The sequence below is a fragment of the Achromobacter sp. RW408 genome (genome assembly GCF_003184165.1).
Taxonomy (GTDB): Bacteria; Pseudomonadota; Gammaproteobacteria; order Burkholderiales; family Burkholderiaceae_B; genus Achromobacter; species Achromobacter xylosoxidans.
On sequence record NZ_QHHO01000022.1, the window covers coordinates 527,070 to 547,973 of the forward strand.

Here is a 20,904-nt window from a genome sequence, read left to right on the forward strand (position 1 = left end):
CTCAGGCGGGGGCGGCCGCGCGGGCCAGCACGTCCAGCGCATTGCGCGCGGCGGCCACGCCCATGTTGACGTAGGCGGCGCTGGTCACTCCGCCGACGTGCGGACTGAGGAGAATGCGCGGCTCCTGCTGGAAGGGGTGGCCGGCCGTCATCGGCTCGACGGCGAAGCTGTCCAGGCCGGCGGCGCGCACCTGGCCCGAGCGCACCGCCTGCAGCAACGCGTCTTCGTCGACCAGGCCGCCGCGCGCGGTGTTGACCAGGACCACGCCAGGCTTGCACTGCGCCAGCGTCGCCGCATTGACCAGGCCGCGGTTCTCGTCGGTCAGCGGGCAATGCAGCGACACCACGTCGGCCTCGCGCCAGATCGCGTCCAGCGGCACGCTGGCGATGTACTCGGGCAGATCGCGCGCGTAGGGATCGAAGCCGATCACGCGCATGTTCAGGCCGTGCGCCATGGCGGCCATGCGCCGGCCGATGGCGCCCAGGCCCACCAGGCCGATGGTCTTGCCGTCCAGTTCCAGGCTCTTGTGCGTCGACTTGTCCCAGTGTCCGGCGCGCATGCGCCCATCCAGGCCCACGACCGATTTGGCGCAGGCCAGCAGCAGCGCCAGGGCATGCTCGGCCACGGCGGCGGCGTTCACGCCCACGGCGGCCACGACCTGGATGCCGCGCTGGGCGGCGGCGGCTTTGTCGATGGTGTCGGTGCCGCTGCCGTGCTTGGAAATCACGCGCAGCGCGGGCGCGGCGTCCATGGCGGCGGCGCCCACCTTGCTGTAGCGCACGATGATGGCAACCGGGTTGTGCTCGCGGCACAAGGACACGATGCCCTCTTCGCTGGGCGTCTTGCCGGCAAACACCAGATTGAAATCCTGCAGCAGCGCGACGGCTTCCGGGGCCAGGTCGGCCGCGGTCACGACGATGGCGGCCTTGCCTGTGGCGATGTTGTTCACAGCGCTTCCCCTTCCTTGAGCACGCCGGCGGCGCGCAGCGCGGCCGTCAGCCACTTGGCCTCGGTGTCGCCGGCCTGGATCGCGGCGATGCGCGCGGCCTCGTCGCGCACCTTCTTTTCGGCGGCCGGCAGCAGGCCTTCGATTTTCTCGCGTTCGACCACCACTACGCCGTCGGCGTCGCCGATGACGAAGTCGCCGGGATGCACGGTCACGCCGCCGACCGACACGGGATGGCCGATGCGGCCGGGCACGTTCTTGGTGGGGCCGTTCGGGTTGGTGCCGGCGGCGAACACCGGATAGTCCATTTCGATGATCTCCACGCTATCGCGCGCCGCGCCATCCATCACCACGCCGGCGATGCCCAGCTTGCGGCAGGCGTTCATCATGATGGTGCCCATCAGCGCCGAGCTGAGGTCGCCCTTGCCGTCGATCACCAGCACGTCGCCCGGCTTGGCCAGCGAAATCGCGGCATGGATCATGAGGTTGTCACCGGGGCGCACTTCCACCGTCAGCGCCGTGCCGGCCAGCTTCATGCCGGGGTGCAGCGGGCGGATGCGGCCGCTGAGCGCGCCGCGGCGGCCGGCCACGTCGGCCAGGATGGCCGGTTGCAGTGCCGCCGCGCGGCGCACGATGTCGGCGCCGACGCGCGGGAAGTCCTTGATGATGTCCTGGTTTGCCATGAGTGTTCCTGTGGAGGTGAGAGTCGGAAGGGCAGGGTCAGGCCGGCTTGATGCCGGCGTCGCGGATGACCTTGCCCCATTTGTCGAAGTCCGCCCTGCGGGTGGTGTCCAGGGCCTGCGGCGTGCCGCCGGCCAGCGTGATGCCGAGCTGCTCGGCCAGCGCCGTCAGCGCCGGGCTCTGCAAGGCGCGTCCGATCCCGGCGTTGAGCCGGGCGATGACGGGCGCGGGCGTGGCGGCGGGGGCGAACACGGCCTGCCATTGCTCCACCACGAAATCGCTGAAGCCGGCCTCGGCCATGGTTGGCACCTGCGGCAAGGCCGGCAGGCGCCGCGCCGACGTGGCGGCGAGCGCGCGCAGCGCGCCGGTCTGCACGTGCGGCAGCGCGGCCGCCGCGGGAATGAAGGCGAATTGCACCTGCCCGGCCAGCGTGTCCTGCAGCGCGGGCGTGTCGCCCTTGTAGGGCACGTGCAGGAACCGCGCGCCGCTCTTTTGCTGCAGCAGCTCGCCCTGCATGTGCAGGATCGTGCCCGTGCCGCCCGAGGCATACGCCAGGCTCTGGGGCGCCTTTTTCGCGGCCGCGATCAGGTCGGCGACCGTGTGGAACGGCTGCTCCTTGCCCACCACCAGAAGATGGGGAATGGTGCCGATCATGATGACGGGCGCGAAGTCCGCCACCGGGTCATAGGTCAGCTTGCCGAGCACGTGCGGCGCGATCGCCTGGGGTCCGATCGAGGTGCCCAGCAGCGTCAGGCCGTCCGGCTCGGCGCGCGCCACGCGGGCTGCGCCAATGGTGCCGGTGGCGCCGGGACGGTTGTCGACGATCACGCGCGTGGCCAGCAGCGCGTCCAGTTGCTGCGCGATGGCGCGGCCCAGCACGTCGGTGCTGCCGCCGGCCGGATAGGGCACCACCCAGGTGATGGCCTTGCCGCCGGGCCAATCCTGCGCGGCGCGCGCGCCGAAGGCCGCGCCGGCCGCCACGGCCGCGCCCAGCGCGAGGAAGCGCCGGCGCGAGAGGAAGTAAGAGGTCTGCATGCGTTGTCTCCGTGTTGTTCTGGTATTCATGCCGCAAAGCCGTACAGGGTCGCCGGGTTGTGCACCAGGACCTGGCGCAGCCGGGCGCTGCCGGCCCAGTCGGCCAGCCGATCGAGCTGGCGCGCGTCGTCGGGCATGGGCTGCATGCCGGCCGACGCCGAGGCGTGGGGCCAGTCGCTGCCCCAGACGATGCGTTCGGGATTGGCGTCGAGATAGCCGCGGGCCAGCGCGTCCAGCGCGGGATCCTCGACGCTGTGGCGCGGGCTGACGAGGTAGCCGCCCGACAGCTTGAGCCAGGCGCGGCCCTGGCCGAGCAGGCGCAGCACCAGGGCATGGGCCGGATGCGCGCCGGCCTGCGCCGGACTGATGCGGGCCATGTGATCGAACACGATCGGCGCCGGCAGGGCCGACAGCAGGCCATCCAGTTGCGCCAGCCGCTCGGGCGGCATCAGCAACTGCACATGCCAGCCCAGCGGGGCGACCCGCGCCGCCAGCGGCAGCACCTGGTCGATGGTGCTAGTGACCCCCAGCGAGAGATTGAGCCGGATGCCGCGCACGCCAGCGTCGTGCAAGGCTTGCAGTTGCGCGTCACTTTCGCTGCCATCGATCACCGCCACCCCGCGCGCCTGCTCGCCCAGTTGCGCCAAGGCGTCGAGCATGGGGCGGTTGTCGGCGCCATAGGTCGACGGCGTGACCAGCACCGCGCGCTGGATGCCAAGGCGGGCCTGGATCGCGCGGTACTGCGCCATGGACGCGTCCGGCGGCAGCAGCCTTGCGCCCTTCATCGTCGGGTAGCGGGCGTCATACGCGTGGAGGTGGCAGTCGCACGCCCCGGGCGGGGCGGCGGTGGCCGGCCTGGCGTCGCCGCTGGAGTAGGCGTAAAGGGCAGCCACGGCCGGATCACTCCACCTTCGCGCCCGAGTCCTTGACGATCTTGCCCCAGCGGATGCGGTCGTCGTGGATCAGCCTGGTGAACGCTTCCGGGGTGTCGGTGAGCACGCGCGCGCCCTGTTCCTGGTACTTGACGCGCAGCTCCGGCGTCTGGAGCGCCTTGTTGAACTCGGCATTCAGGCGCTGCACGATGTCCTTGGGCGTGCCGGCCGGCGCGGCCAGGCCGAACCAGGTCACGGCCTCGAAGCCGGGGAAGCCGCGCTCGGCGATGGTGGGCACGTCGGGCATGTCGGGCACGCGCTGCGCCGAGGTCACCGCCAGCGCCCGCATCTTGCCGTTGCGCACGTGGCCGATGAGCGTCGGCACGGAAGACAGATACATGTCGATCTGCCCGCCGATCAGGTCGTTGGACGCCTGCGCCGCGCCCTTGTAGGGGATGTGCGTGAGCTGGATGCCCGCCGCGTTCTGCAACTGCACCGCCGCCAGGTGGGCCACCGTGCCATTGCCGGAGCTGGCGAAGTTCAATGTCCCCGGCTTGGCCTTGGCCGCCGCGATCATGTCCTCGAAGGTCTTGAGCGGCGAGTTGGCCGGCACCACGATCACCAGCGGCGCATCGGCGACCAGGCCGATGGCGGTGAGGTCCTTCTCGGGGTCGTAGGGCAGCTTGGCGTACAGCGTCGGGTTGATCGCCAGGTTGCTGGTCTGGCCCAGCACCAGGGAATACCCGTCCGGCGCCGACTTGGCGACGGCGTCCACGCCGATGTTGCCGCCCGAGCCGGGCCGGTTTTCGGTGACGATGTTCCAGCCGGTGTTGCCGGCCACCTTGATCGCCGCTTCGCGGGCCAGCACGTCGGTGCCGCCCCCGGGCGGGAACGGCACGATCAGCCGGATGGGTTTGTCGGGGTAGCCCTGGGCCGCGCCCAGGCTGCTCATGCACACAAGGGCCAGGCCCGATAGCAAGCGTGCGAACGGCTTCATGTTTTGTCTCCGATGTTTGTTTTTGATGGGAGGAATTGTCGAGGGATGTTCCACCTAATACAATACGAGTTTATACAACGGAACATGTTTCATATGACGAACGATGACCTGACCCCGGAATCCCCCGACGCGCCGGGCGAAGAGGGCGTAGTGGCGGTGCGCCGCGCGATGCGGATCCTCGAAGCCTTTGGCGTGGAGGACCCCCATCTCTCGCTGGCGGAACTGAGCCGGCGCACCGGCTGCCATCGCTCCACCGTGCTGCGGCTGGCGCGCACGCTGGCCATGGACGATTACCTGGCGCAGCGGCCCGACGGCACCTGGCGCCTGGCGCGCGCCGCCGGCTGGCTGGGCGCGTGTTACCAGGCCACCTTCAACATCGTCGAGGTGGTCCAGCCGATCCTGCGCGAGCTGTCGGCGGCAACCGGCGAAAGCGCGACGTTCTACGTGCGCGAAGGCAAGCAGCGCATCTGCATGGCGCGGGTCGAGGGCCCCAAGTCGATCCGGCACCACGTGCGCGTCGGCGCGGCCCTGCCGCTGGAACTGGGCAGCCCGGGCCGCGTGCTGCTCGCCTTTTCCGGCGAACCGGGCGAACCGTATGAATCGGTGCGCCGCGCCGGCTACATGGTGTCGCTGGGGGAACGCGATCCCGAGGTCTCCAGCATCTCCGCGCCGGTCTATGGCATCAACTGGACGCTGCAGGGAGCTGTCTGTATTTCGGGGCCGATTTCGCGCCTGGGCGAAAGCGTGCTGCATGAATTGAAGGAGCCGATCCTCGCCGCGGCCAGCCGCCTGTCGCGCTCGCTGATGGGGGCGCGGCAAGGGCAGGGGGCCTGACGCCGCTGCGGCGACCGGCCAGGCCTTGCGCCGTGGCCCGCATGTCCGCCGCCGCCCGCCATCCTGGCCGTATCGGCGCGCCGCGCCGAGGCGGCCCGCGCTACGCTCATCGGCGGCAGCGCTCGTCGCCGTCCCCCGCCCGACGCATGCGCTACGCTATCTATCTTTGCGCGCCGGCGTGGCGCGCCGCGAGGAAGCCGCAATGAAAGGCGAACACCATTACGACGTCGGCGTGACCTGGACCGGCAATACCGGCAAGGGCACCGCCAGCTACACCGCTTATGCCCGCGACCACGTGATCCAGTCGCCGGGCAAGCCCGATATCGCCGGTTCGGCCGATCCCGCATTCCGCGGCGACGCGGCGCGCTGGAATCCGGAGGACCTGCTGGTGGCCTCGCTGTCGGCCTGCCACAAGCTCTGGTATCTGCACCTTTGCGCGGTCGAGAACATCATCGTCACGGCCTACCGCGATGACGCGCAAGGTGTCATGCGCGAAGATCCGCAACGCGGCGGCGCCTTCGTCTCGGTCACGCTACGGCCCGAGGTCATCATCGCCGCGGGCGGCGACGCCGGCCTGGCCGAGGCCCTGCATGCCCGCGCGCATCATTTCTGCTTCATCGCCAATTCGGTCAACTTTCCCGTGCTGTGCGAGCCGCGCATCGTCGTGGCCGGCTGACGCGCCACTCGAAGGGGGCTTGCGATGCTGACGATCTGGGGCCGGCGCAGTTCCTTCAACGTGCAGAAGGTCCTGTGGCTGGCGGGCGAACTGGGCCTGGCGTATGAGCACGTGCCGGCCGGCGGCCAGTTCGGGCTGCTCGATACGCCCGACTTCCTGCGGATGAATCCCCATGGCCGGGTGCCGCTGCTGCGCGACGGCGACACGGTGGTGTGGGAGTCGCACGCGATCCTGCGCTACCTGGCCGCGCGCCATGGCGCCGACGCCTTCTGGTCGGCCGATCCGGCGCGACGCGCGCGCGCCGATGGCTGGATGGACTGGGCCCAGACCGCGTTGCAGCCGGCCTTCCTGGCCGGCGTGTTCTGGGGCTATTACCGCACCCCCGAAGCGCAGCGCGACCTGCCGGCCATCGCGCGCAGCCTGGCCGCCACCCATGCCTGCCTGCGCCAGCTCGATGCGGTGCTGGCCGCGCAGCCCTACCTGGACGGCCAGGCGCTGACGCTGGCCGACATTCCCGCGGCCACCGCGCTGTACCGCTACTACGAGCTGGACATCGACCACGAGCCCCTGGCCCACGTGCGGGCGTGGTACGAGCGCCTGCGCGAACGCCCCGCCTACCGCGAACACGTCATGGTGCCGTTCGGCGAGTTGAAGGGCCGGCTGGATTTCTGAGGGCGCGCTGGCCTGTTAAGCTGTCCCATGGCCGGCGCGAAGGCGCGCCGGCACTATCTTTGCGACGTGGCTTCCCCATGCTCCTGCCTCTTGCCGACTGGCCGCAACGCGCGCCTGACCTGGGTATCGCCGGCCTGCGCCTGCGTCCCTTGCGCGACACCGACGCGACACACTGGTATGCCTATCTGCGCGACGACAACGTGACCCGCCACACCAGTTGGCAGCTGGACGGCCCGGACGCGCTGGCGCCATTGATCCGCGGCTATGCCGACCCTGCCGCCAGCCACTGCGTGCGCCTGGCCATCGTCGAGGCCGACGACCGCCTGATCGGCACGATCGGGTTCAACGAGATCGCGCCGGGCGCGCGTCGCGCCGAAATCGCCTACGACCTCGCGCCTTCGCACTGGCGCCGCGGCATCGCGTCGCGGGCCTGCGAGGCCATGACCGCGTGGGCCCTGCAGACGCTGGGCCTGGCGCGAGTGCAGGCCACGGTGCTGGACACCAATACCGCCTCGGCCGGCGTGCTGGAACGCTGCCATTTCCACCGCGAAGGGCTGCTGCACCATTACCGGCAGGTGCGCGGCGAGCCGCGCCATTTCTGGATGTACGCGCGCATCTGGCCGCCCGCGCTGGTCGGCGCCGAATGCGGTTAGCCCGCCTTTCCGTTCCCGTGGGCCCGGCCTTGCCGGGCCGCGACCCACTTTTTCCGAGAGAACCATGACGTCCGCCCTGATCGTGATCGACGTGCAACGCGCCCTGTTCGAGACCACGCCTGAACCCGCCGATGCCAGCGCCGTGCTGGCGCGCATCAACGACCTGGCCGAGCGCGCCCGCGCCGCCGCCGCGCCCGTGGTCTACGTGCAGCACGAGGCGGCCGGCAGCCCGCTGGCGCAAGGCGAACCCGGATGGCAGCTGGATACGCGCCTGCGGCCGGCCGACGGCGACATCCGGATACGCAAGACCACCCCCGATTCGTTCCTGCGCACCGGCCTGGGCGAGGCCTTGTCGCAGGCGGGCGTCACGCAGCTGGTGGTGTGCGGCTACGCCAGCGAATTCTGCGTCGACACCACCGTGCGCCGCGCCGCGGCGCTGGGCTATCCGGTCACCTTGGCGGCCGACGCCCACACCACCCAGGACAAGCCGCACGCGCCAGGCGCGCAGATCCGCGCGCACCACAACACCACGCTCTCGTCGATGACCAGCTTCGGCGTGAAGATCGCCGCCGTGCCGGCGGCCGACATTGCCTTCGGCCAGGCGAGGTAGCGGCCCGTGGATCCCGAACTGCTGCAGCTGCTGGTGACGCGCACCATGCCTTTCGGCAAGTACCAGGGGCGCCTCATCGCCGACCTGCCGGGGCCGTACCTGGCCTGGTTCGCGCGCAAGGGTTTTCCGCCGGGCGAACTGGGGCGCCTGCTGGCGTTGATGCACGAGCTGGACCACAACGGCCTGTCGTCCTTGCTGGCGCCCTTGCGCCAGCCGCCGGCGGCGCGCTGAACGGCGCCGGGGAAACCGCAAGAAACAAATCTCGCGGCTGGCGTAGCGTCTTGGCACGCCCCGCGGGCGCGCGTGGGGCTACGATAGACCGGCGCGTCACCGGGCGGGGTATCTGGCCCGGGCGCGACCAACAAAGAGAGGTCGTCATGAAGAAACTCCCGTTCACCGCCGTCCTGCTGGCCCTGGCCTGCCTGGGCGGCGCGGCCCAGGCGCAGAACGCGGCGCCGGTCACGCAGGAATTCCAATATCCCAGCCAGCGCTCCAAGGACGGCAGCCTGTCGCCGCCTTCCACCTTGCGCATGACCGTCACGCCCGATCCGAACTCGGCGCCGGCCGTGATCCGCGACACGCCCGAGAGCCAGGCGCAATACGTGCGCTGCCGCGAGGTCTCGGACCGCGCCGCCGTCTCCAACGCCCAGATGCAGGCCGGGGTCGCCCAATGCCTGCGCGAACTGGAGCAGCGCCGCCAGCAGCAGTAAGCGCCGCGCCCGCGGGGCTTGGCCCGGCCGGCCCGCTGCACGTCGGGCTCGGTCAGGTCAGCCCGCTTCAGGTCAGCCCGCTTCAGGTCGGACCTGGTCAGGCCGGGCCGGCCGCCGTGGCGGCCCGGGCCGAGCCGCGCGCCCAGTGCCAGGTCATCAGGCCGGCCGCCAGCACCACCGGCAGCATGGCGGCGTTCAGGACCTCCCAGCCGAACGCGTCCAGCGCCGGCCCGGCGGCCAGCGTCGCCACCGCGGTGGCGGCATAGCGCAGCATCTCGGCCGCGCCCTGGGCGCGGGCGCGCTCGGATGGGCGGTACGACTGCGCCAGCAGCGTGGTGCCGCCCACGAACATGAAATTCCATCCCACTCCCAGGCAGAACAGCGCCGCGTAGAACGCCGGCAGCGACGGCGAGGCCATCGCGATCAGCGCGCAGGCCACGTTCAGCAGCATGCCCGCGCCCAGCACCTTGGCCAGGCCGCAGCGCTGGATCAGCGCGCCCGCGAAAAAAGCCGGCGCGTACATGCCGACCAGATGCCACTGCATGATGTTGGCGCCGTCGCCGATGCTGTGGCTGCACGCCACCGCCGCCAGCGGCGCGGCCGTCATGATGAACATCATCGACACCGATCCCACCACGTTGTTGGCCAGCGCGGCGATGAACACCGGCTGGCGCGCCACCGCGCGCAGCGGCCGCGGCGGCAGCCCGGCCTGCGCCTCGCCCGCGGCCACGGACGTTTCGGTATCGCGATAGAAACCGAACAGCAGGGCGGCGGACAACAGCGACAGCAGCGCCACCATCAGGTAGGCGCCGGCGAACGCCACCGGCGCGAACAGGTCGCGGCTCCAGGCCGCCAGCGCCGGCCCGGCGATCGCGGCGATGACGCCGCCGGTCATCACCACCGAAATCGCGCGGCTCTTGGCGGCCGGTTCCACCGCGTCCGCCGCCGCCAGCCGGTAGTACTGCGCGAACGCCTGGAACACGCCCACCAGCGCGGTGCCCGCGCAGAAGGCCCAGAAGTGATCGTGGAACACCGCCCACACCGAGATGCCGCCGCCCGCCGCGCCGGCCAGGGCGCCCAGCGCGAAGCCGTTGCGGCGGCCGATGCGCTGCATCAGCAGCGAAGCGAACCAGGTCACGACAGCGCCGGCGACGGTGATCAGCGCGAACGGCAGCGTCGACAGCGCCTTGTCCGGCGCCAGCATGTGGCCGGTCAGCGCGGTCAGCGTCAGGTCGATGGAAATCGCGGCGATGAACAGGCCCTGGCACACGGCCAGGATACGGGCGTTGCGGCGGCCCGTGGCGGGCGAGGGCGAGGAGGGCATGGGAAAGGAAGGGGCGGACAGGTCGGGTTTGACAGGCCCCACTGTATCGACGCACACTTTGGCGTGAATGACATAATTCCCTCAAAAAACGCCAATCCGTCATGACCCACCACGTCGCCTTCCTGCTGGTGCCCGATTTCCAGCTGCTGGACATGTCCGGCCCCGCGGCCGTGTTCCAGACCGCCGGCCGTTTCGCGCGGACGGCGGCTGGCCCGGCATACCGGGTCCACGTCGTGTCCGAGCATGGCGGCGAAGTGCGTAGTTCCTGCGGCATTGGCGTGCAGACGCGACCGTGGCGCGGCACGCCGGCCGATACCCTGGTGGTGCCGGGCGGCGAGGGCGCGCGCGAAACCGCCGTCACCGCCGCCTTGCGCGCCCGCCTGCTGGCCCAGCGCCAACAGGGCCGGCGGCTGGCCAGCGTGTGCACCGGCGCGCTGGTGCTGGCCGCCGCCGGCCTGCTCGATGGGCTGCGCGCCACCACCCATTGGCGCCATGCCGCGGCGCTGGCGCGCAACCATCCCACGGTCCGGGTCGAGCCCGACCGCATCCATGTGCGCGACGGCGACACCTGGACGTCGGCCGGCATCACCGCCGGCATCGACCTGGCGCTGGCCATGGTCGAGGCCGACCTGGGGGTGGACGTGGCGGCCGAGACCGCGCGCGAAATGGTGGTCTACCACCGGCGTTCGGGCGGCCAGTCGCAGTTCTCGGCCCTGCAGGACCTGGCGCCCGACAGCGAACGCATGCGCGCCGTGCTGGAGCATATCCGCGGCAACCTGGGCACGGCGCTGACGGTGGAACAACTGGCTGGGGTCGCCTGCGTCAGCCCGCGCCAGTTCCTGCGCAGCTTCAAGGCCGAGACCGGCGAAACGCCCGCCAAGGCGGTCGAGCGCATCCGAGCCGAGACCGCGCGCGCGCAGATCGAACAGGGCGATGGCAGTATCGACAGCGTCGCCCGGCGGGTCGGCTTCACCGACAGCGAACGCATGCGCCGCGCCTTTCTGCGGGTCTACGGCCAGCCGCCACAGGCGCTGCGGCGCGCGGCGCGCAATGCCGCGTTGGCATGAAACGGGTGAAACGGTAATAATAGTCACTCTCAATAAAGCGTCGGATCCCGCCCGGGCCCGCCACCGTGACCGCTTCGCATCCTGAACTCGACTGGGCCGTTCCGGCCGCCACGCCAGCCATGTCGCTGGCCGGCGGCACGTTGCGCTTCGAGCGCGGCGAGCGGGTGCTCGAAGACCTGACACCCGGCCTGAAGCTGGTGCTGGTGCTGGAAGGGGAACTGCGCTACCGCGTGCCGGGCGCGCCGGCCGCGCAAGTCAGCGGACCGCTGCTGCACCTGAGCCTGTGCCGCGACCCGCTGCGCATGGAGCACGAGTTCGGCGCGCGCCGGTCGCTGCGCTTTGTCTCGCTGCGCACCTCGCTGGACCACCTGCGCGACTCCCTGTCGCTGGAACCCGCCGACATCGTCCGCCTGCTGCGCGCGCCGTGCCACGATGATTCCTACGCCGAGGCCAACCTGCGGCTGGCGCCGCCGCTGCAGGCCCTGGGCCGGCAGATGCTGGCCTGTCCCATGCAGGGCGCGCTCAAGCGCATGTACCTGTCCGCCAAGGCCCTCGAACTGACCGCGCTGGCGCTGGGCGCCCTGCAGCCGGCACAGGCCGCGCCGCCGCCGCCCGGCCTGTCGCGCGCCGATACCGAACGCCTGCACCACGCGCGCGACCTGCTGCTGGCCGATCTTCAGCATCCCCCCACCTTGCCCGAGCTGGCGCGCCGCGCCGGCGTCAACGTCAACAAGCTCACCACGGGCTTTCGCCGCGTGTTCGGATGCAGTGTCTACGCCTTCGTGCGCGAGCAGCGCATGGCCCAGGCGCACGCGCTGCTCGCCGCCGGCGAGATGAGCGTGTCGCAGGCCGCCTATGCCTGCGGCTATACCGATTCGCACTTCACCAAGGCCTTCCAGCGGCGCTACGGGGTGCTGCCCAGCGCGCTGGTTCCTGGTCGCTGAACATAGCAAGAGTCTTACAAACGCTTGCGCGCTGCGGATTCTCCTTCAAATTGTATGAGAATAATTCTCAGTATCAAAGAAGGAGAAGTACCCATGCGTTCAATGTCCAGGAACAAGGCGCGGCGCGCGCGGGCGGCGCGCCATTGGCCGCTCTGGCTGGCGGTGGTGGCGGGGCCGGCGCTGGCCGGCGACGCCAGGGATGCCAAGGACGCGGCCACGCTGCCGGCAGTCACCGTCAGCGGCGAACGCGAGGCCGCCAGTGCGCAACAGCCGACATTGGGCAAGCTGCCCTTGAGCGTGCGCGAGACGCCGCAATCGATCTCCGTGATCGGGCCGGAGCAGATGCGCCAGCAGAACCTGCAAACCCTGGACGACGTCATGCGGCACGCCACGGGCATCACGGTGCAGCCGCACCATCACCTGACCACCGCCTACTATGCCCGCGGCTTCCAGATCGAATCTTTCGAACAGGACGGCGTGCCTGCCATGATGGGCAACCGCGCCGCCGCGCCGGAAGACATGGCCATCTACGAGCGCGTCGAGATCCTGCGCGGCGCCAATGGCCTGTTGCACGGCGCCGGCAATCCCTCGGCCACCGTCAACCTGGTGCGCAAGCGTGCGCAGCGGCAATTCGCCTTCGGCGGTGAACTCAGCGCCGGCAGCTGGGACAACTATCGCGCCCAAGTCGATCTGGGCGGACCGCTCAACGACAGCGGCAGCGTGCGCGGCCGCGTCGTCGGCGTCATGGCCGATCGCGGCTTCTTCTATGAAGGCGCGAACGAGAAGACCGGGCTGTTCTACGGCACCGGCGAGGTCGACCTGGGCCCGGACACCGTGCTGTCGGCGGGCCTGCTGCACAGCCGCGTGCGCTCGCATCCGCCGCCCAGCATGGGCGGGCTGCCGCGCTACAAGGACGGCGCGCCGATCGGGCTGCGGCGCTCGGTCAACCTGGAATCCGCCGGCAGCCGTTCCGACTGGAACACGACGCGCGTGTTCGCGGACCTGGACCACCACTTCGGCCAGGGCTGGCGCGCGCGGCTCAGCGTCGATCATCTTCGCTCCGATTCCGAGATGAAGTACCTCACCGTCAACGGCGGGATCGACCGCGCGACAGGCCTGGGCGCCAAGCTGTCGGGAGGAGGTATCAAGTACGACAACAGCCAGACCAGCATCGATGCCTACGTCGGCGGTCCGGTGGAACTGTTCGGGCGGCGCCACGAACTGCTGTTCGGCGCCAATTCACTGCGGACTTCGTACGAGAACCTGAATGCCGATGTCACCAGCCCTCAGTTGAACATGCCGATGGACGTGTTCCACTGGCATCCGCGCGACGTGCCCGGCTACGACATCGGCCCCTACAAGTCCGCGGGCATCAATCGCGACCGCGAGCAGGGCGTGTACGGCATGGGCCGCTTCTCGCTGGCCGATCCGCTGACGCTGGTGCTGGGCGGGCGCATGGACTGGAGCCGGCTGCAAGCGCCCAAAGCCAGCCAGCGCACCAATGCCAAATTCACGCCCTATGGTGGCCTGATCGTCGACCTGGACCGGCAGTGGTCGCTGTATGGCAGTTACGCGCAGGTATTCATGCCGCAAATTGACCAGCTCGATCGCAACGGCCAGCCGCTCGATCCGGTCACGGGCACCAACTACGAGGCCGGCGTCAAGGGCGAACTGATGGACGGCGCGCTGAACGTATCGCTGGCGCTGTTCCAGATCCAGCAGAAGAACCGCGCCCAGGCCGACCCCTCGGTGGTGTGCGTGGGCAAGCGCTGCCCCTCGGTCGCCGGGGGCGAGGTCCGCAGCCGCGGCTTCGAGGCCGAGGCCGCCGGCGCCATCACGCCCTACTGGACGGTGGCGGCGGGCTACACCTTCAACACCACCAAGTACAAGGTGGACACGCGCGCCGAGGGCCAGCCCTACGCCAGCTTCACGCCCAGGCACATCTTCCGCCTGTGGACCGAGTACGCCCTGCCGGCACTCGAGCGGCGCCTGAGCGTAGGCGGGGGCGTACAGGTGCAATCGGGCTTTTACAACGTGGCCAAGACCATCACGCTGCGCCAGGGCGGCTACGCGCTGGCCGACATGCGCGTGGCCTACCGCGTCGACAAGCACGTGACGGTGGCGCTCAACGCCAACAACCTGTTCGACCGCGTCTACTACCAGCGCCTGAACGATGCCAGCTGGACCAACTACTACGGCGAGCCGCGCAATTTCATGCTGACGGTGCGCGCCGAGTATTGACCGTCGTCATCGGCTGAGGCGGCCGCGCGCGTCGCATGGCGCGTCCCGGCCGCCTCGGCCCGCCCGGTAAAAAACTTCCGCAATCGCCAGCGAGACTTCCGCAATCGCCAGTGGCGCGCCGGGCCGCTCTCTAGAATGGTTTGAGAATAATTCTCAGTAACCAGGAAAGAGGAACTGCGGTGCGATCAAGGTTCAGGAACAGGGCGGCACGGCCGCGCAAGGGCGCGGCGCGCCATTGGCCGGTGTGGCTGGCGTTGACGGCGGTGGGGCCAGCGCAGGCCCAGCAGGCGGGCGATGCGGCAACGCTGCCGGCGGTGACGGTCAGCGGCGAATCCGCCGCCACCGCGCCGACGCCCACCATGGGCAAGCTGCCTTTGACGGTGCGCGAGACGCCGCAATCGATCACGGTGATCGGCCAGGAACAGATGCGGCAGCAGAATCTGCAGAGCCTGGACGAGGTGATGCAGCACGCCACCGGCATCACGGTGCAGCCCTACCAACTGCTGACCACCGCCTACTACGCCCGCGGCTTCAAGGTCGATTCGTACGAGCAGGATGGGGTGCCGGTGCTGATGGGCAACATGGCCGCGTCGCCCCAGGACATGGCGGTGTATGAGCGCGTCGAGATCCTGCGCGGCGCCAACGGCCTGTTGCACGGCGCCGGCAACCCTGCCGCCACCGTCAACCTGGTGCGCAAGCGTCCGCAGCGCGAGTTCGCCTTCAGCGGCGCGCTCAGCGCCGGCAGCTGGGACCGCTACCGCGTCGAGGCCGACCTCGGCGGCCCGCTCAACGACAGCGGCAGCGTGCGCGGCCGCATCGTCACGGCGCTCGAGGACCGCGGCTATTTCTACGACGTGGCGGACCAGAAGTCGGCGCTGTTCTACGGCATCGGCGAGGTCGACCTGGGCCCGGACACGGTGCTCTCGGCCGGCCTGCAATACCAGCGCATCCGCTCCACCACCAACATGGCGGGCGTGCCGCGCTACAAGGACGGCGGCGATATCGGCCTGAAGCGCTCGACCTACCTGGACGCCGCCTGGGACCGCTTCAACTGGAACACGACGCGGGTATTCGCCGACCTGGAGCACCGCTTCGGCCAGGGGTGGAGCGCCAAGGTCAGCGCCAACTATCTGACCGCCGACAGCAACCTGAAGTACGCCGGCGCCTATGGCGCGATCGACCGCCAGACCGGCCTGGGGTCGGCGCTGATGGGCGGCGCCTACAAGTTCGACAACACCCAGGCCAGCGTCGATGCCTACGTCAGCGGCCCGGTGCAACTGTTCGGCCGCCGCCACGAACTGCTGCTGGGCGGCAATGCCCAGCGCACCACGACCGAGCAGTACACCGGCCAGTTGTTGCCGGCGCTGCGCGTGCCGGTCAACGTGTTCGACTGGGACCCGCGCAGCGTGCCGGAGCCGGGCGTGGGACCCTATACCTCGCCGGGCGAGACGCGCGCGCGCCAGCAGGGCGTCTACGGCATGGGCCGCTTCTCGCTGGCCGACCCGCTGACGCTGGTGCTGGGCGGACGCATGAGCTGGTGGAACCAGGACGCGCCCGCTTCGCGACAGCGCATCGATCCCGAATTCACGCCCTACGGCGGGCTGATCGTCGACCTGGACCGCCAATGGTCGCTGTACGGCAGTTATGCCGAGGTGTTCCAGCCGCAGACCCAGCTGACGCGCGACGGCCAGGGGCTGGACCCGGTCACCGGCACCAACTACGAGGCCGGCATCAAGGGCGAACTGATGGACGGCGCGCTGAACGTATCGCTGGCCGTGTTCCAGATCCGCCAGAAGAATCGCGCGCAGCAGGATCCCGCCTGGCCCTGCGTCGGCCAGAACTGCTACTACGTGGCTGGCGGCGAGGTGCGCAGCCGCGGCTTCGAGGCCGAGGCCAGCGGCAACATCACGCCGTACTGGACGGTGGCCGCGGGCTACACCTTCAACACCAGCAAGTACCTGACCGACACGCAGGCGGGCGGCCAGCCGTTCGCCAGCTTCACGCCCAAGCACATCTTCCGGCTGTGGACGAACTATGCGCTGCCGACGATGCAGCGGCGCCTGAGCGTGGGCGGCGGCCTGCAGGTGCAGTCCGGCTACTCGACCGAGTCGGGCCCGGTCACGCTGCGCCAGGGCGGCTACGCGCTGGTGGACCTGCGCCTGGCCTACCGCGTCGACAAGCACCTGACCGCCGCGCTGAACGTCAACAACGTGTTCGACCGCGGCTATTACCAGAGCCTGTCGGGCACGGCCTGGAACAACCGCTACGGCGAACCGCGCAACCTCATGCTGACCCTGCGCGCCGAGTATTGAACGGCGCGCCCCACACGGGCGGCGCGCGCCGCCCGGCCATCATTCGAAGGAGTAACGGATTGGCCACGCTCATCCCCCCGCCAGTGTTCGACTGGCTCGATCATTTCATGGCGCTCGGCGCCGACGGCGCCATGCGCGATATCGGCAAGCTGCGCCGGCTGGCGCCGCACGAGGGCTGGCTGGTCGGCGTCAAGGCCGCGGCCTGCGACGCCGACGTGCATGGCGACGTCTGGGAACGCCATCCCGCGGGCGAGGAAATGCTCTGCGTGCTGGAGGGCCGCGTGGTGCTGACGCTGATGGACGCGACCGGCGCCGAGACCGACGTGCTGCTGGACGCGCGGCGCAGCGTGGTGGTGCCGCGCGGCGTGTGGCACCGGCTGCACGTGGCCTGTCCGGCCCGCATCCTGTTCGTCACGCCCGGGCATGGCAGTGAACACCGCCGCGCCGGCGCGGCCTCGCAAGCTTGAAGGAAATCGACGTGAAGCCTATCGCCAATGCGCGCCTGTTCGTCATGATCGGCGCGCTGTATTTTTCCCAGGGCATTCCGCTGGGCGTGGCCATGGAGGCGCTGCCCACGCTGCTGCGGCGCGATGGCGCGCCCCTGCATGCGCTGGCCTGGCTGCCGCTGGTGGGGCTGCCCTGGGTGCTGAAGTTCCTGTGGGCGCCGCTGGTCGACAACCGCTGGCGCGCCACGCTCGGCCGGCGCCGCAGCTGGATCCTGCCGATGCAGGCCGTGGTGCTGGCCTGCCTGGCGGCGGTGGCCATGACCGGCATCGCCGCAGCCAGCGCGCCCTGGGTGGTGGGCCTGATGGCGTTGGCCTCGCTGGCCAGCGCAACGCAGGACATCGCCACCGATGGCCTGACCGCCGAGCGCTTCCATGGCCAGGCCCTGGCGCGCGCCAACGCCGTGCAGGTGGGCGGCACCATGGTCGGCTTCTTCGCCGGCGGGCCCGGTTGCCTGGTGCTGGCCGGCCGGCTGGGGCAGGGCGGCGCGCTGGCGCTGCTGGCCGCGGTGGTGGCGTTCAGCCTGCTGATGGCGCTGGGGTGGCGGGAAACCGCGCTGCCCGAACCCGCGGCCGCGCCGCGGCGCGCCTCGCTGGCCGGTTTCGCGCGCCGGCCCGGCGCCTGGGCGCTGGTACTGGCGGCGTTCCTGTCGGCGATGACGGCGGTGGCGGGCTATGGATTGTCCAAATTGTTCCTGGTCGATGCGGGCTGGCCGGTGGACGCGGTGGGGCAGCTCGGCATGGCCGGCGGCGCGGTGACGGTGCTGCTGGGGTGCGGCGGCGGCGCCTGGCTGGTCGGGCGCCTGGGCGCGCGCGGCGCATTGGCCCTGGGGCTGGCGGCCTCGGGCGCGGCCGCGGTGGCCTGGCTGGCGCAGGCGCGGGGCTGGGCCGCGCAGCCCGCGCTGATGGCCTACCTGGCCCAGGCGCTGGGTTCGTTCGGCGCCGGCGCCGCCTCGGTGGCGCTGATGACGCTGGCGATGCGCTTTGCCGCTCGCGGCACGCAGGCCGGCACCGACATGACGGCGGTGCAGAGCGCGCGCGACCTGGGCGAAATCCTGACCTCGTCGCTCATCACCGCGCTGGCCGCCCTGCTCGGCTATGCCGCTGGTTTCGGCGGCGGGCTGCTGGCGGCCGTGGTCACGCTGGTTTTCGTGGCGCTGGCGCTGCGCCGCCCCGGGTGACATGGCGTTTCGGGCGGTTGCGGCTACACTTGTGCGCCGTTTTGCTTTCAGCCCCCGAATTTCCATGATTTCCACCGCATGCGGCGTCGACTTCGGCACGTCGAACTCCACCGTCGGCTGGAGCCGCCCCGACCAGCGCGCGCTCCTGGCTCTTGAAGACGGCAAGACCACCTTGCCCTCGGCCATCTTCTTTCACGATGAAGACGCCGAGGTCAGCTACGGCCGCGCGGCCATCTCCGACTACCTGGCGGGCTACGACGGGCGCCTGATGCGCTCGATGAAGAGCCTGCTGGGCAGCTCGCTGATCGACGGTTCCACCGAGGTGCAGGGCCGCTCGATCCCGTTCCGCGTGCTGCTGACGCGTTTCATCGCCGAGCTCAAGCGCCGCGCCGAAACCGCCGCCGGCCGCGACTTCACGCGCGCCGTGCTGGGCCGGCCGGTGTTCTTCGTCGACGACAACCCCGCCGCCGACCAGACCGCCCAGGACACCCTGGGCGAGATCGCGCGCAGCGTCGGCTTCACCGACATCGAATTCCAGTTCGAGCCGCTGGCCGCGGCCTTCGACTACGAGTCGCAGATCGACCGCGAGGAACTGGTGCTGGTCATCGATATCGGCGGCGGCACCTCGGACTTTTCGCTGATCCGTCTGGGTCCGGGCCGCGCCGCCAAGCCGGACCGGCGCGACGACATCCTGGCCTACGGCGGCGTGCACATCGGCGGCGTGGACTTCGACAAGCAGCTCAGCCTGGCGCACGTCATGCCGCTGCTGGGCCTGGGCAGCCAGTTGCGCAGCGGCAAGGACGTGCCGTCCACGCAGTACGGCAACCTGGCCTGCTGGCACACCATCAACCAGGCCTACACCCGCAAGGCCGCCGAGCACTTCGCCTACATCCGCGCCGAGGCCGGCGACCGCGACAAGATCGACCTGCTGCTGAACCTGGTCAAGCAGCGCGCCGGCCACTGGGTGGCGGTGCAGGTGGAAGAGGCCAAGATCGCGCTGTCCGAGGCGCCGGCGGCGCGCATCGACCTGTCGCGCATCGCGCCCGAACTTGGCGTGGACGTGAGCCGGCCGTCGTTCGACAACAGCGTGGCGCGGCTGATCGAGAAGATCGAGCAGACCGTCGGCACCCTGCTGCGCGACGCGGGCGTCGCGCCCGCCGATGTGGACACGGTGTTCTTCACCGGCGGTTCGAGTCGCGTGCCGCGACTGCGCGAATGCGTCTCGGCGCTGGTGCCGCAGGCGCGCAGCGTCGAGGGCGACCTGTTCGGCAGCATCGGCGCCGGCCTGGCGCTGGACGCGCGCCGCAAGTTCGACTGAGGCTCGGGCGGCGCTTGCCGCCCACACCGCGCGGCCGCCGCGCCGCGCGCTTTCGTCACCACGTCGCCAGCATCGCCGGCACCCGTTCGGCCAGCGCGTCGATCGCGGTGCGCGTCTTCGACGGCAGGTAGCGCGCCTGGGGCCACACCGCATGCACCGGCTGCGCCGCCATGCGGTCGCCGTGCATCAGCACATCCAGTTCGCCGGTGCGCACGTAGTGCGACAGCATCCAGCAAGGCAGCCAGGCCAGTCCGGCGCCCGCGATGGCCGCGTCGGCGATGGCTTGCAGATCGTCCATGCGCAGGCGCGGCGGCACGCGCAGCTGCACCACCTCGCCGTCCGCCTCCATCAACGACCAGCCCTTTTCGACGCCGCCACGGGCGTAGGCCACGCCCACGTGCTGGCGCATTTCATCCAGCGTTTGCGGGCGCCCATGCGCCGCAATGTAGGCCGGCGACGCGCCTATGCCCATGGTCTGCAGGCCCAGGCGCCGCGCCACCAGGCTCGCGCTGTCGGGTAGCGCGCCGATGCGGATGCCCAGGTCGTAGCCTTCCTCGATCAGGTCGACCACGCGGTCGTTGAACGAAATCTCGATCTGCAACTGCGGATGCCGCGCCGCCAGTTCGCGCAGTACCGGGGCCACGCAATGGCGGCCGAACACCACCGGCGCGCTGACGCGCAGGCGGCCCTGTGGCGAACGGCGGCCGCTGTCCAGCTCCGCCTCGGCGTCGTACAGCTCGGCAAGCGCGCGCACGCATCGGTCGTAATAGGCCTGGCCGGCGTCGGTCAGGCTCTGCTGGCGCGTGGTGCGATGAAACAGCCGCGCGCCCAGCCTGGCCTCGAGCCGCGCGATGGACTTGCCGACCGCCGAACGGGTCAGGCTCAGGCGCTCGGCCGCCAGCGCGAAACTGCCGGCCTCGGCGGCCTGCACGAAAACCTCGATGCCGCCGAGCCGGTCGTGGGGGAGGGGTGTAGCCATCATGCCTTCCTGGGCGTCGCCGCCTGCGATTGAATTGGTTCCTTAAAGGCAACATTGGTGAGAATGAATGCCATCACTGGATCGTATGGTTCCCATATATCGTACTGGCGCCAGGCCACGGCGTGAGGCTTTTTTTGCCGCCGGGCCGCCCCAAGGCAAAAACGCCCCCTCGGGGGGCAGCGACCCGCGCAGCGCGAGCGTGGGGGGCTTTTTTTCCGCCGGGCCGCCCCAAGGCAAAAACGCCCCCTCGGGGGGCAGCGACCCGCGCAGCGGCGAGCGTGGGGGGGCTTTTTTTGCCGCCGGGCCGCCCCAAGGCAAAAACGCCCCCTCGGGGGGCAGCGACCCGCGC

The 20,904-nt window shown here is 70.4% G+C and carries 21 protein-coding genes; 14 read left to right on the plus strand and 7 right to left on the minus strand.

Annotated features, from left to right (window positions below):
• Position 1: 1 nt before the first annotated feature.
• Genes DK459_RS04715 through DK459_RS04735 form a run of 5 tightly spaced genes read right to left on the minus strand, consistent with a single transcriptional unit; the run spans position 2 to position 4,531 of the window.
• Positions 2-949, minus strand: coding sequence for an NAD(P)-dependent oxidoreductase (locus DK459_RS04715; RefSeq protein WP_024069581.1), 948 nt, complete (start codon positions 947-949; stop codon positions 2-4).
• Entirely contained in the window at positions 946-1,629 is a 684-nt protein-coding gene (locus DK459_RS04720) for an RraA family protein (RefSeq protein ID WP_006385031.1), read from the minus strand. Before DK459_RS04720 ends, DK459_RS04715 begins: the two co-directional genes overlap by 4 nt.
• Before the next feature lie 37 nt (positions 1,630-1,666).
• On the minus strand, positions 1,667-2,662 hold the full coding sequence (locus tag DK459_RS04725) for a tripartite tricarboxylate transporter substrate binding protein (RefSeq protein WP_081004585.1): 996 nt from the start codon (positions 2,660-2,662) through the stop codon (positions 1,667-1,669).
• A 26-nt stretch (positions 2,663-2,688) separates the two neighbouring features.
• Positions 2,689-3,555, minus strand: coding sequence for an amidohydrolase family protein (locus tag DK459_RS04730; RefSeq protein ID WP_110134499.1), 867 nt, complete (start codon positions 3,553-3,555; stop codon positions 2,689-2,691).
• 7 nt (positions 3,556-3,562) lie between these two features.
• Complete coding sequence (locus tag DK459_RS04735) at positions 3,563-4,531, minus strand: tripartite tricarboxylate transporter substrate binding protein (RefSeq protein ID WP_024069578.1); 969 nt, start codon at positions 4,529-4,531, stop codon at positions 3,563-3,565.
• An 84-nt stretch (positions 4,532-4,615) separates the two neighbouring features.
• Between DK459_RS04735 and DK459_RS04740 the strand changes: the two genes are divergently transcribed.
• From DK459_RS04740 to DK459_RS04770, 7 genes are all read left to right on the plus strand, one after another.
• Positions 4,616-5,365, plus strand: coding sequence for an IclR family transcriptional regulator (locus DK459_RS04740; protein WP_006385034.1), 750 nt, complete (start codon positions 4,616-4,618; stop codon positions 5,363-5,365).
• A gap of 202 nt (positions 5,366-5,567) precedes the next feature.
• Positions 5,568-6,041, plus strand: coding sequence for an OsmC family protein (locus DK459_RS04745; RefSeq protein ID WP_006385035.1), 474 nt, complete (start codon positions 5,568-5,570; stop codon positions 6,039-6,041).
• A 24-nt stretch (positions 6,042-6,065) separates the two neighbouring features.
• On the plus strand, positions 6,066-6,713 hold the full coding sequence (locus DK459_RS04750; RefSeq protein WP_006385036.1) for a glutathione S-transferase family protein: 648 nt from the start codon (positions 6,066-6,068) through the stop codon (positions 6,711-6,713).
• A gap of 77 nt (positions 6,714-6,790) precedes the next feature.
• Positions 6,791-7,366, plus strand: coding sequence for a GNAT family N-acetyltransferase (locus tag DK459_RS04755; RefSeq protein ID WP_054443707.1), 576 nt, complete (start codon positions 6,791-6,793; stop codon positions 7,364-7,366).
• Between the two features lie 64 nt (positions 7,367-7,430).
• Positions 7,431-7,976, plus strand: a complete 546-nt coding sequence (locus tag DK459_RS04760) for a cysteine hydrolase family protein (RefSeq protein ID WP_049054241.1) — start codon at positions 7,431-7,433, stop codon at positions 7,974-7,976.
• 6 nt (positions 7,977-7,982) lie between these two features.
• On the plus strand, positions 7,983-8,207 hold the full coding sequence (locus DK459_RS04765; protein WP_006385039.1) for a DUF3820 family protein: 225 nt from the start codon (positions 7,983-7,985) through the stop codon (positions 8,205-8,207).
• Positions 8,208-8,353: 146 nt separating this feature from the next.
• Positions 8,354-8,686, plus strand: a complete 333-nt coding sequence (locus DK459_RS04770) for a hypothetical protein (RefSeq protein ID WP_006385040.1) — start codon at positions 8,354-8,356, stop codon at positions 8,684-8,686.
• A 97-nt stretch (positions 8,687-8,783) separates the two neighbouring features.
• On the opposite strand, the gene DK459_RS04775 is transcribed toward DK459_RS04770, so the two are convergent.
• A complete protein-coding gene (locus tag DK459_RS04775) occupies positions 8,784-10,010 on the minus strand; it encodes an MFS transporter (RefSeq protein WP_110134500.1) in 1,227 nt (408 codons plus the stop codon).
• 101 nt (positions 10,011-10,111) lie between these two features.
• Between DK459_RS04775 and DK459_RS04780 the strand changes: the two genes are divergently transcribed.
• From DK459_RS04780 to DK459_RS04810, 7 genes are all read left to right on the plus strand, one after another.
• Positions 10,112-11,077 (plus strand): GlxA family transcriptional regulator, encoded by a 966-nt coding sequence (locus tag DK459_RS04780; RefSeq protein WP_024069572.1) that lies wholly within the window; start codon positions 10,112-10,114, stop codon positions 11,075-11,077.
• A 65-nt stretch (positions 11,078-11,142) separates the two neighbouring features.
• Positions 11,143-12,021 (plus strand): AraC family transcriptional regulator, encoded by an 879-nt coding sequence (locus tag DK459_RS04785; RefSeq protein WP_223308514.1) that lies wholly within the window; start codon positions 11,143-11,145, stop codon positions 12,019-12,021.
• A 102-nt stretch (positions 12,022-12,123) separates the two neighbouring features.
• Positions 12,124-14,262 (plus strand): TonB-dependent siderophore receptor, encoded by a 2,139-nt coding sequence (locus tag DK459_RS04790; protein ID WP_110134599.1) that lies wholly within the window; start codon positions 12,124-12,126, stop codon positions 14,260-14,262.
• A 179-nt stretch (positions 14,263-14,441) separates the two neighbouring features.
• Positions 14,442-16,574: a TonB-dependent siderophore receptor gene (locus tag DK459_RS04795; protein ID WP_006384843.1), complete on the plus strand. Its 2,133-nt coding sequence runs from the start codon at positions 14,442-14,444 to the stop codon at positions 16,572-16,574.
• A 59-nt stretch (positions 16,575-16,633) separates the two neighbouring features.
• A complete protein-coding gene (locus tag DK459_RS04800; protein ID WP_024069568.1) occupies positions 16,634-17,041 on the plus strand; it encodes a cupin domain-containing protein in 408 nt (135 codons plus the stop codon).
• Between the two features lie 44 nt (positions 17,042-17,085).
• Positions 17,086-18,258 carry a RhtX/FptX family siderophore transporter gene (locus DK459_RS04805; RefSeq protein WP_110134600.1) on the plus strand — a complete coding sequence of 391 codons (1,173 nt, stop codon included), beginning with the start codon at positions 17,086-17,088 and terminating at the stop codon, positions 18,256-18,258.
• Between the two features lie 64 nt (positions 18,259-18,322).
• Positions 18,323-19,576: an Hsp70 family protein gene (locus DK459_RS04810; protein WP_024069566.1), complete on the plus strand. Its 1,254-nt coding sequence runs from the start codon at positions 18,323-18,325 to the stop codon at positions 19,574-19,576.
• A gap of 55 nt (positions 19,577-19,631) precedes the next feature.
• Here the strand turns inward: DK459_RS04810 and DK459_RS04815 are convergent, their stop codons facing one another.
• The gene (locus DK459_RS04815; protein ID WP_054471920.1) at positions 19,632-20,555 is read right to left on the minus strand and encodes a LysR family transcriptional regulator; all 924 of its coding nucleotides are present in this window, start codon (positions 20,553-20,555) and stop codon (positions 19,632-19,634) included.
• Between the last annotated feature and the right edge of the window lie 349 nt (positions 20,556-20,904).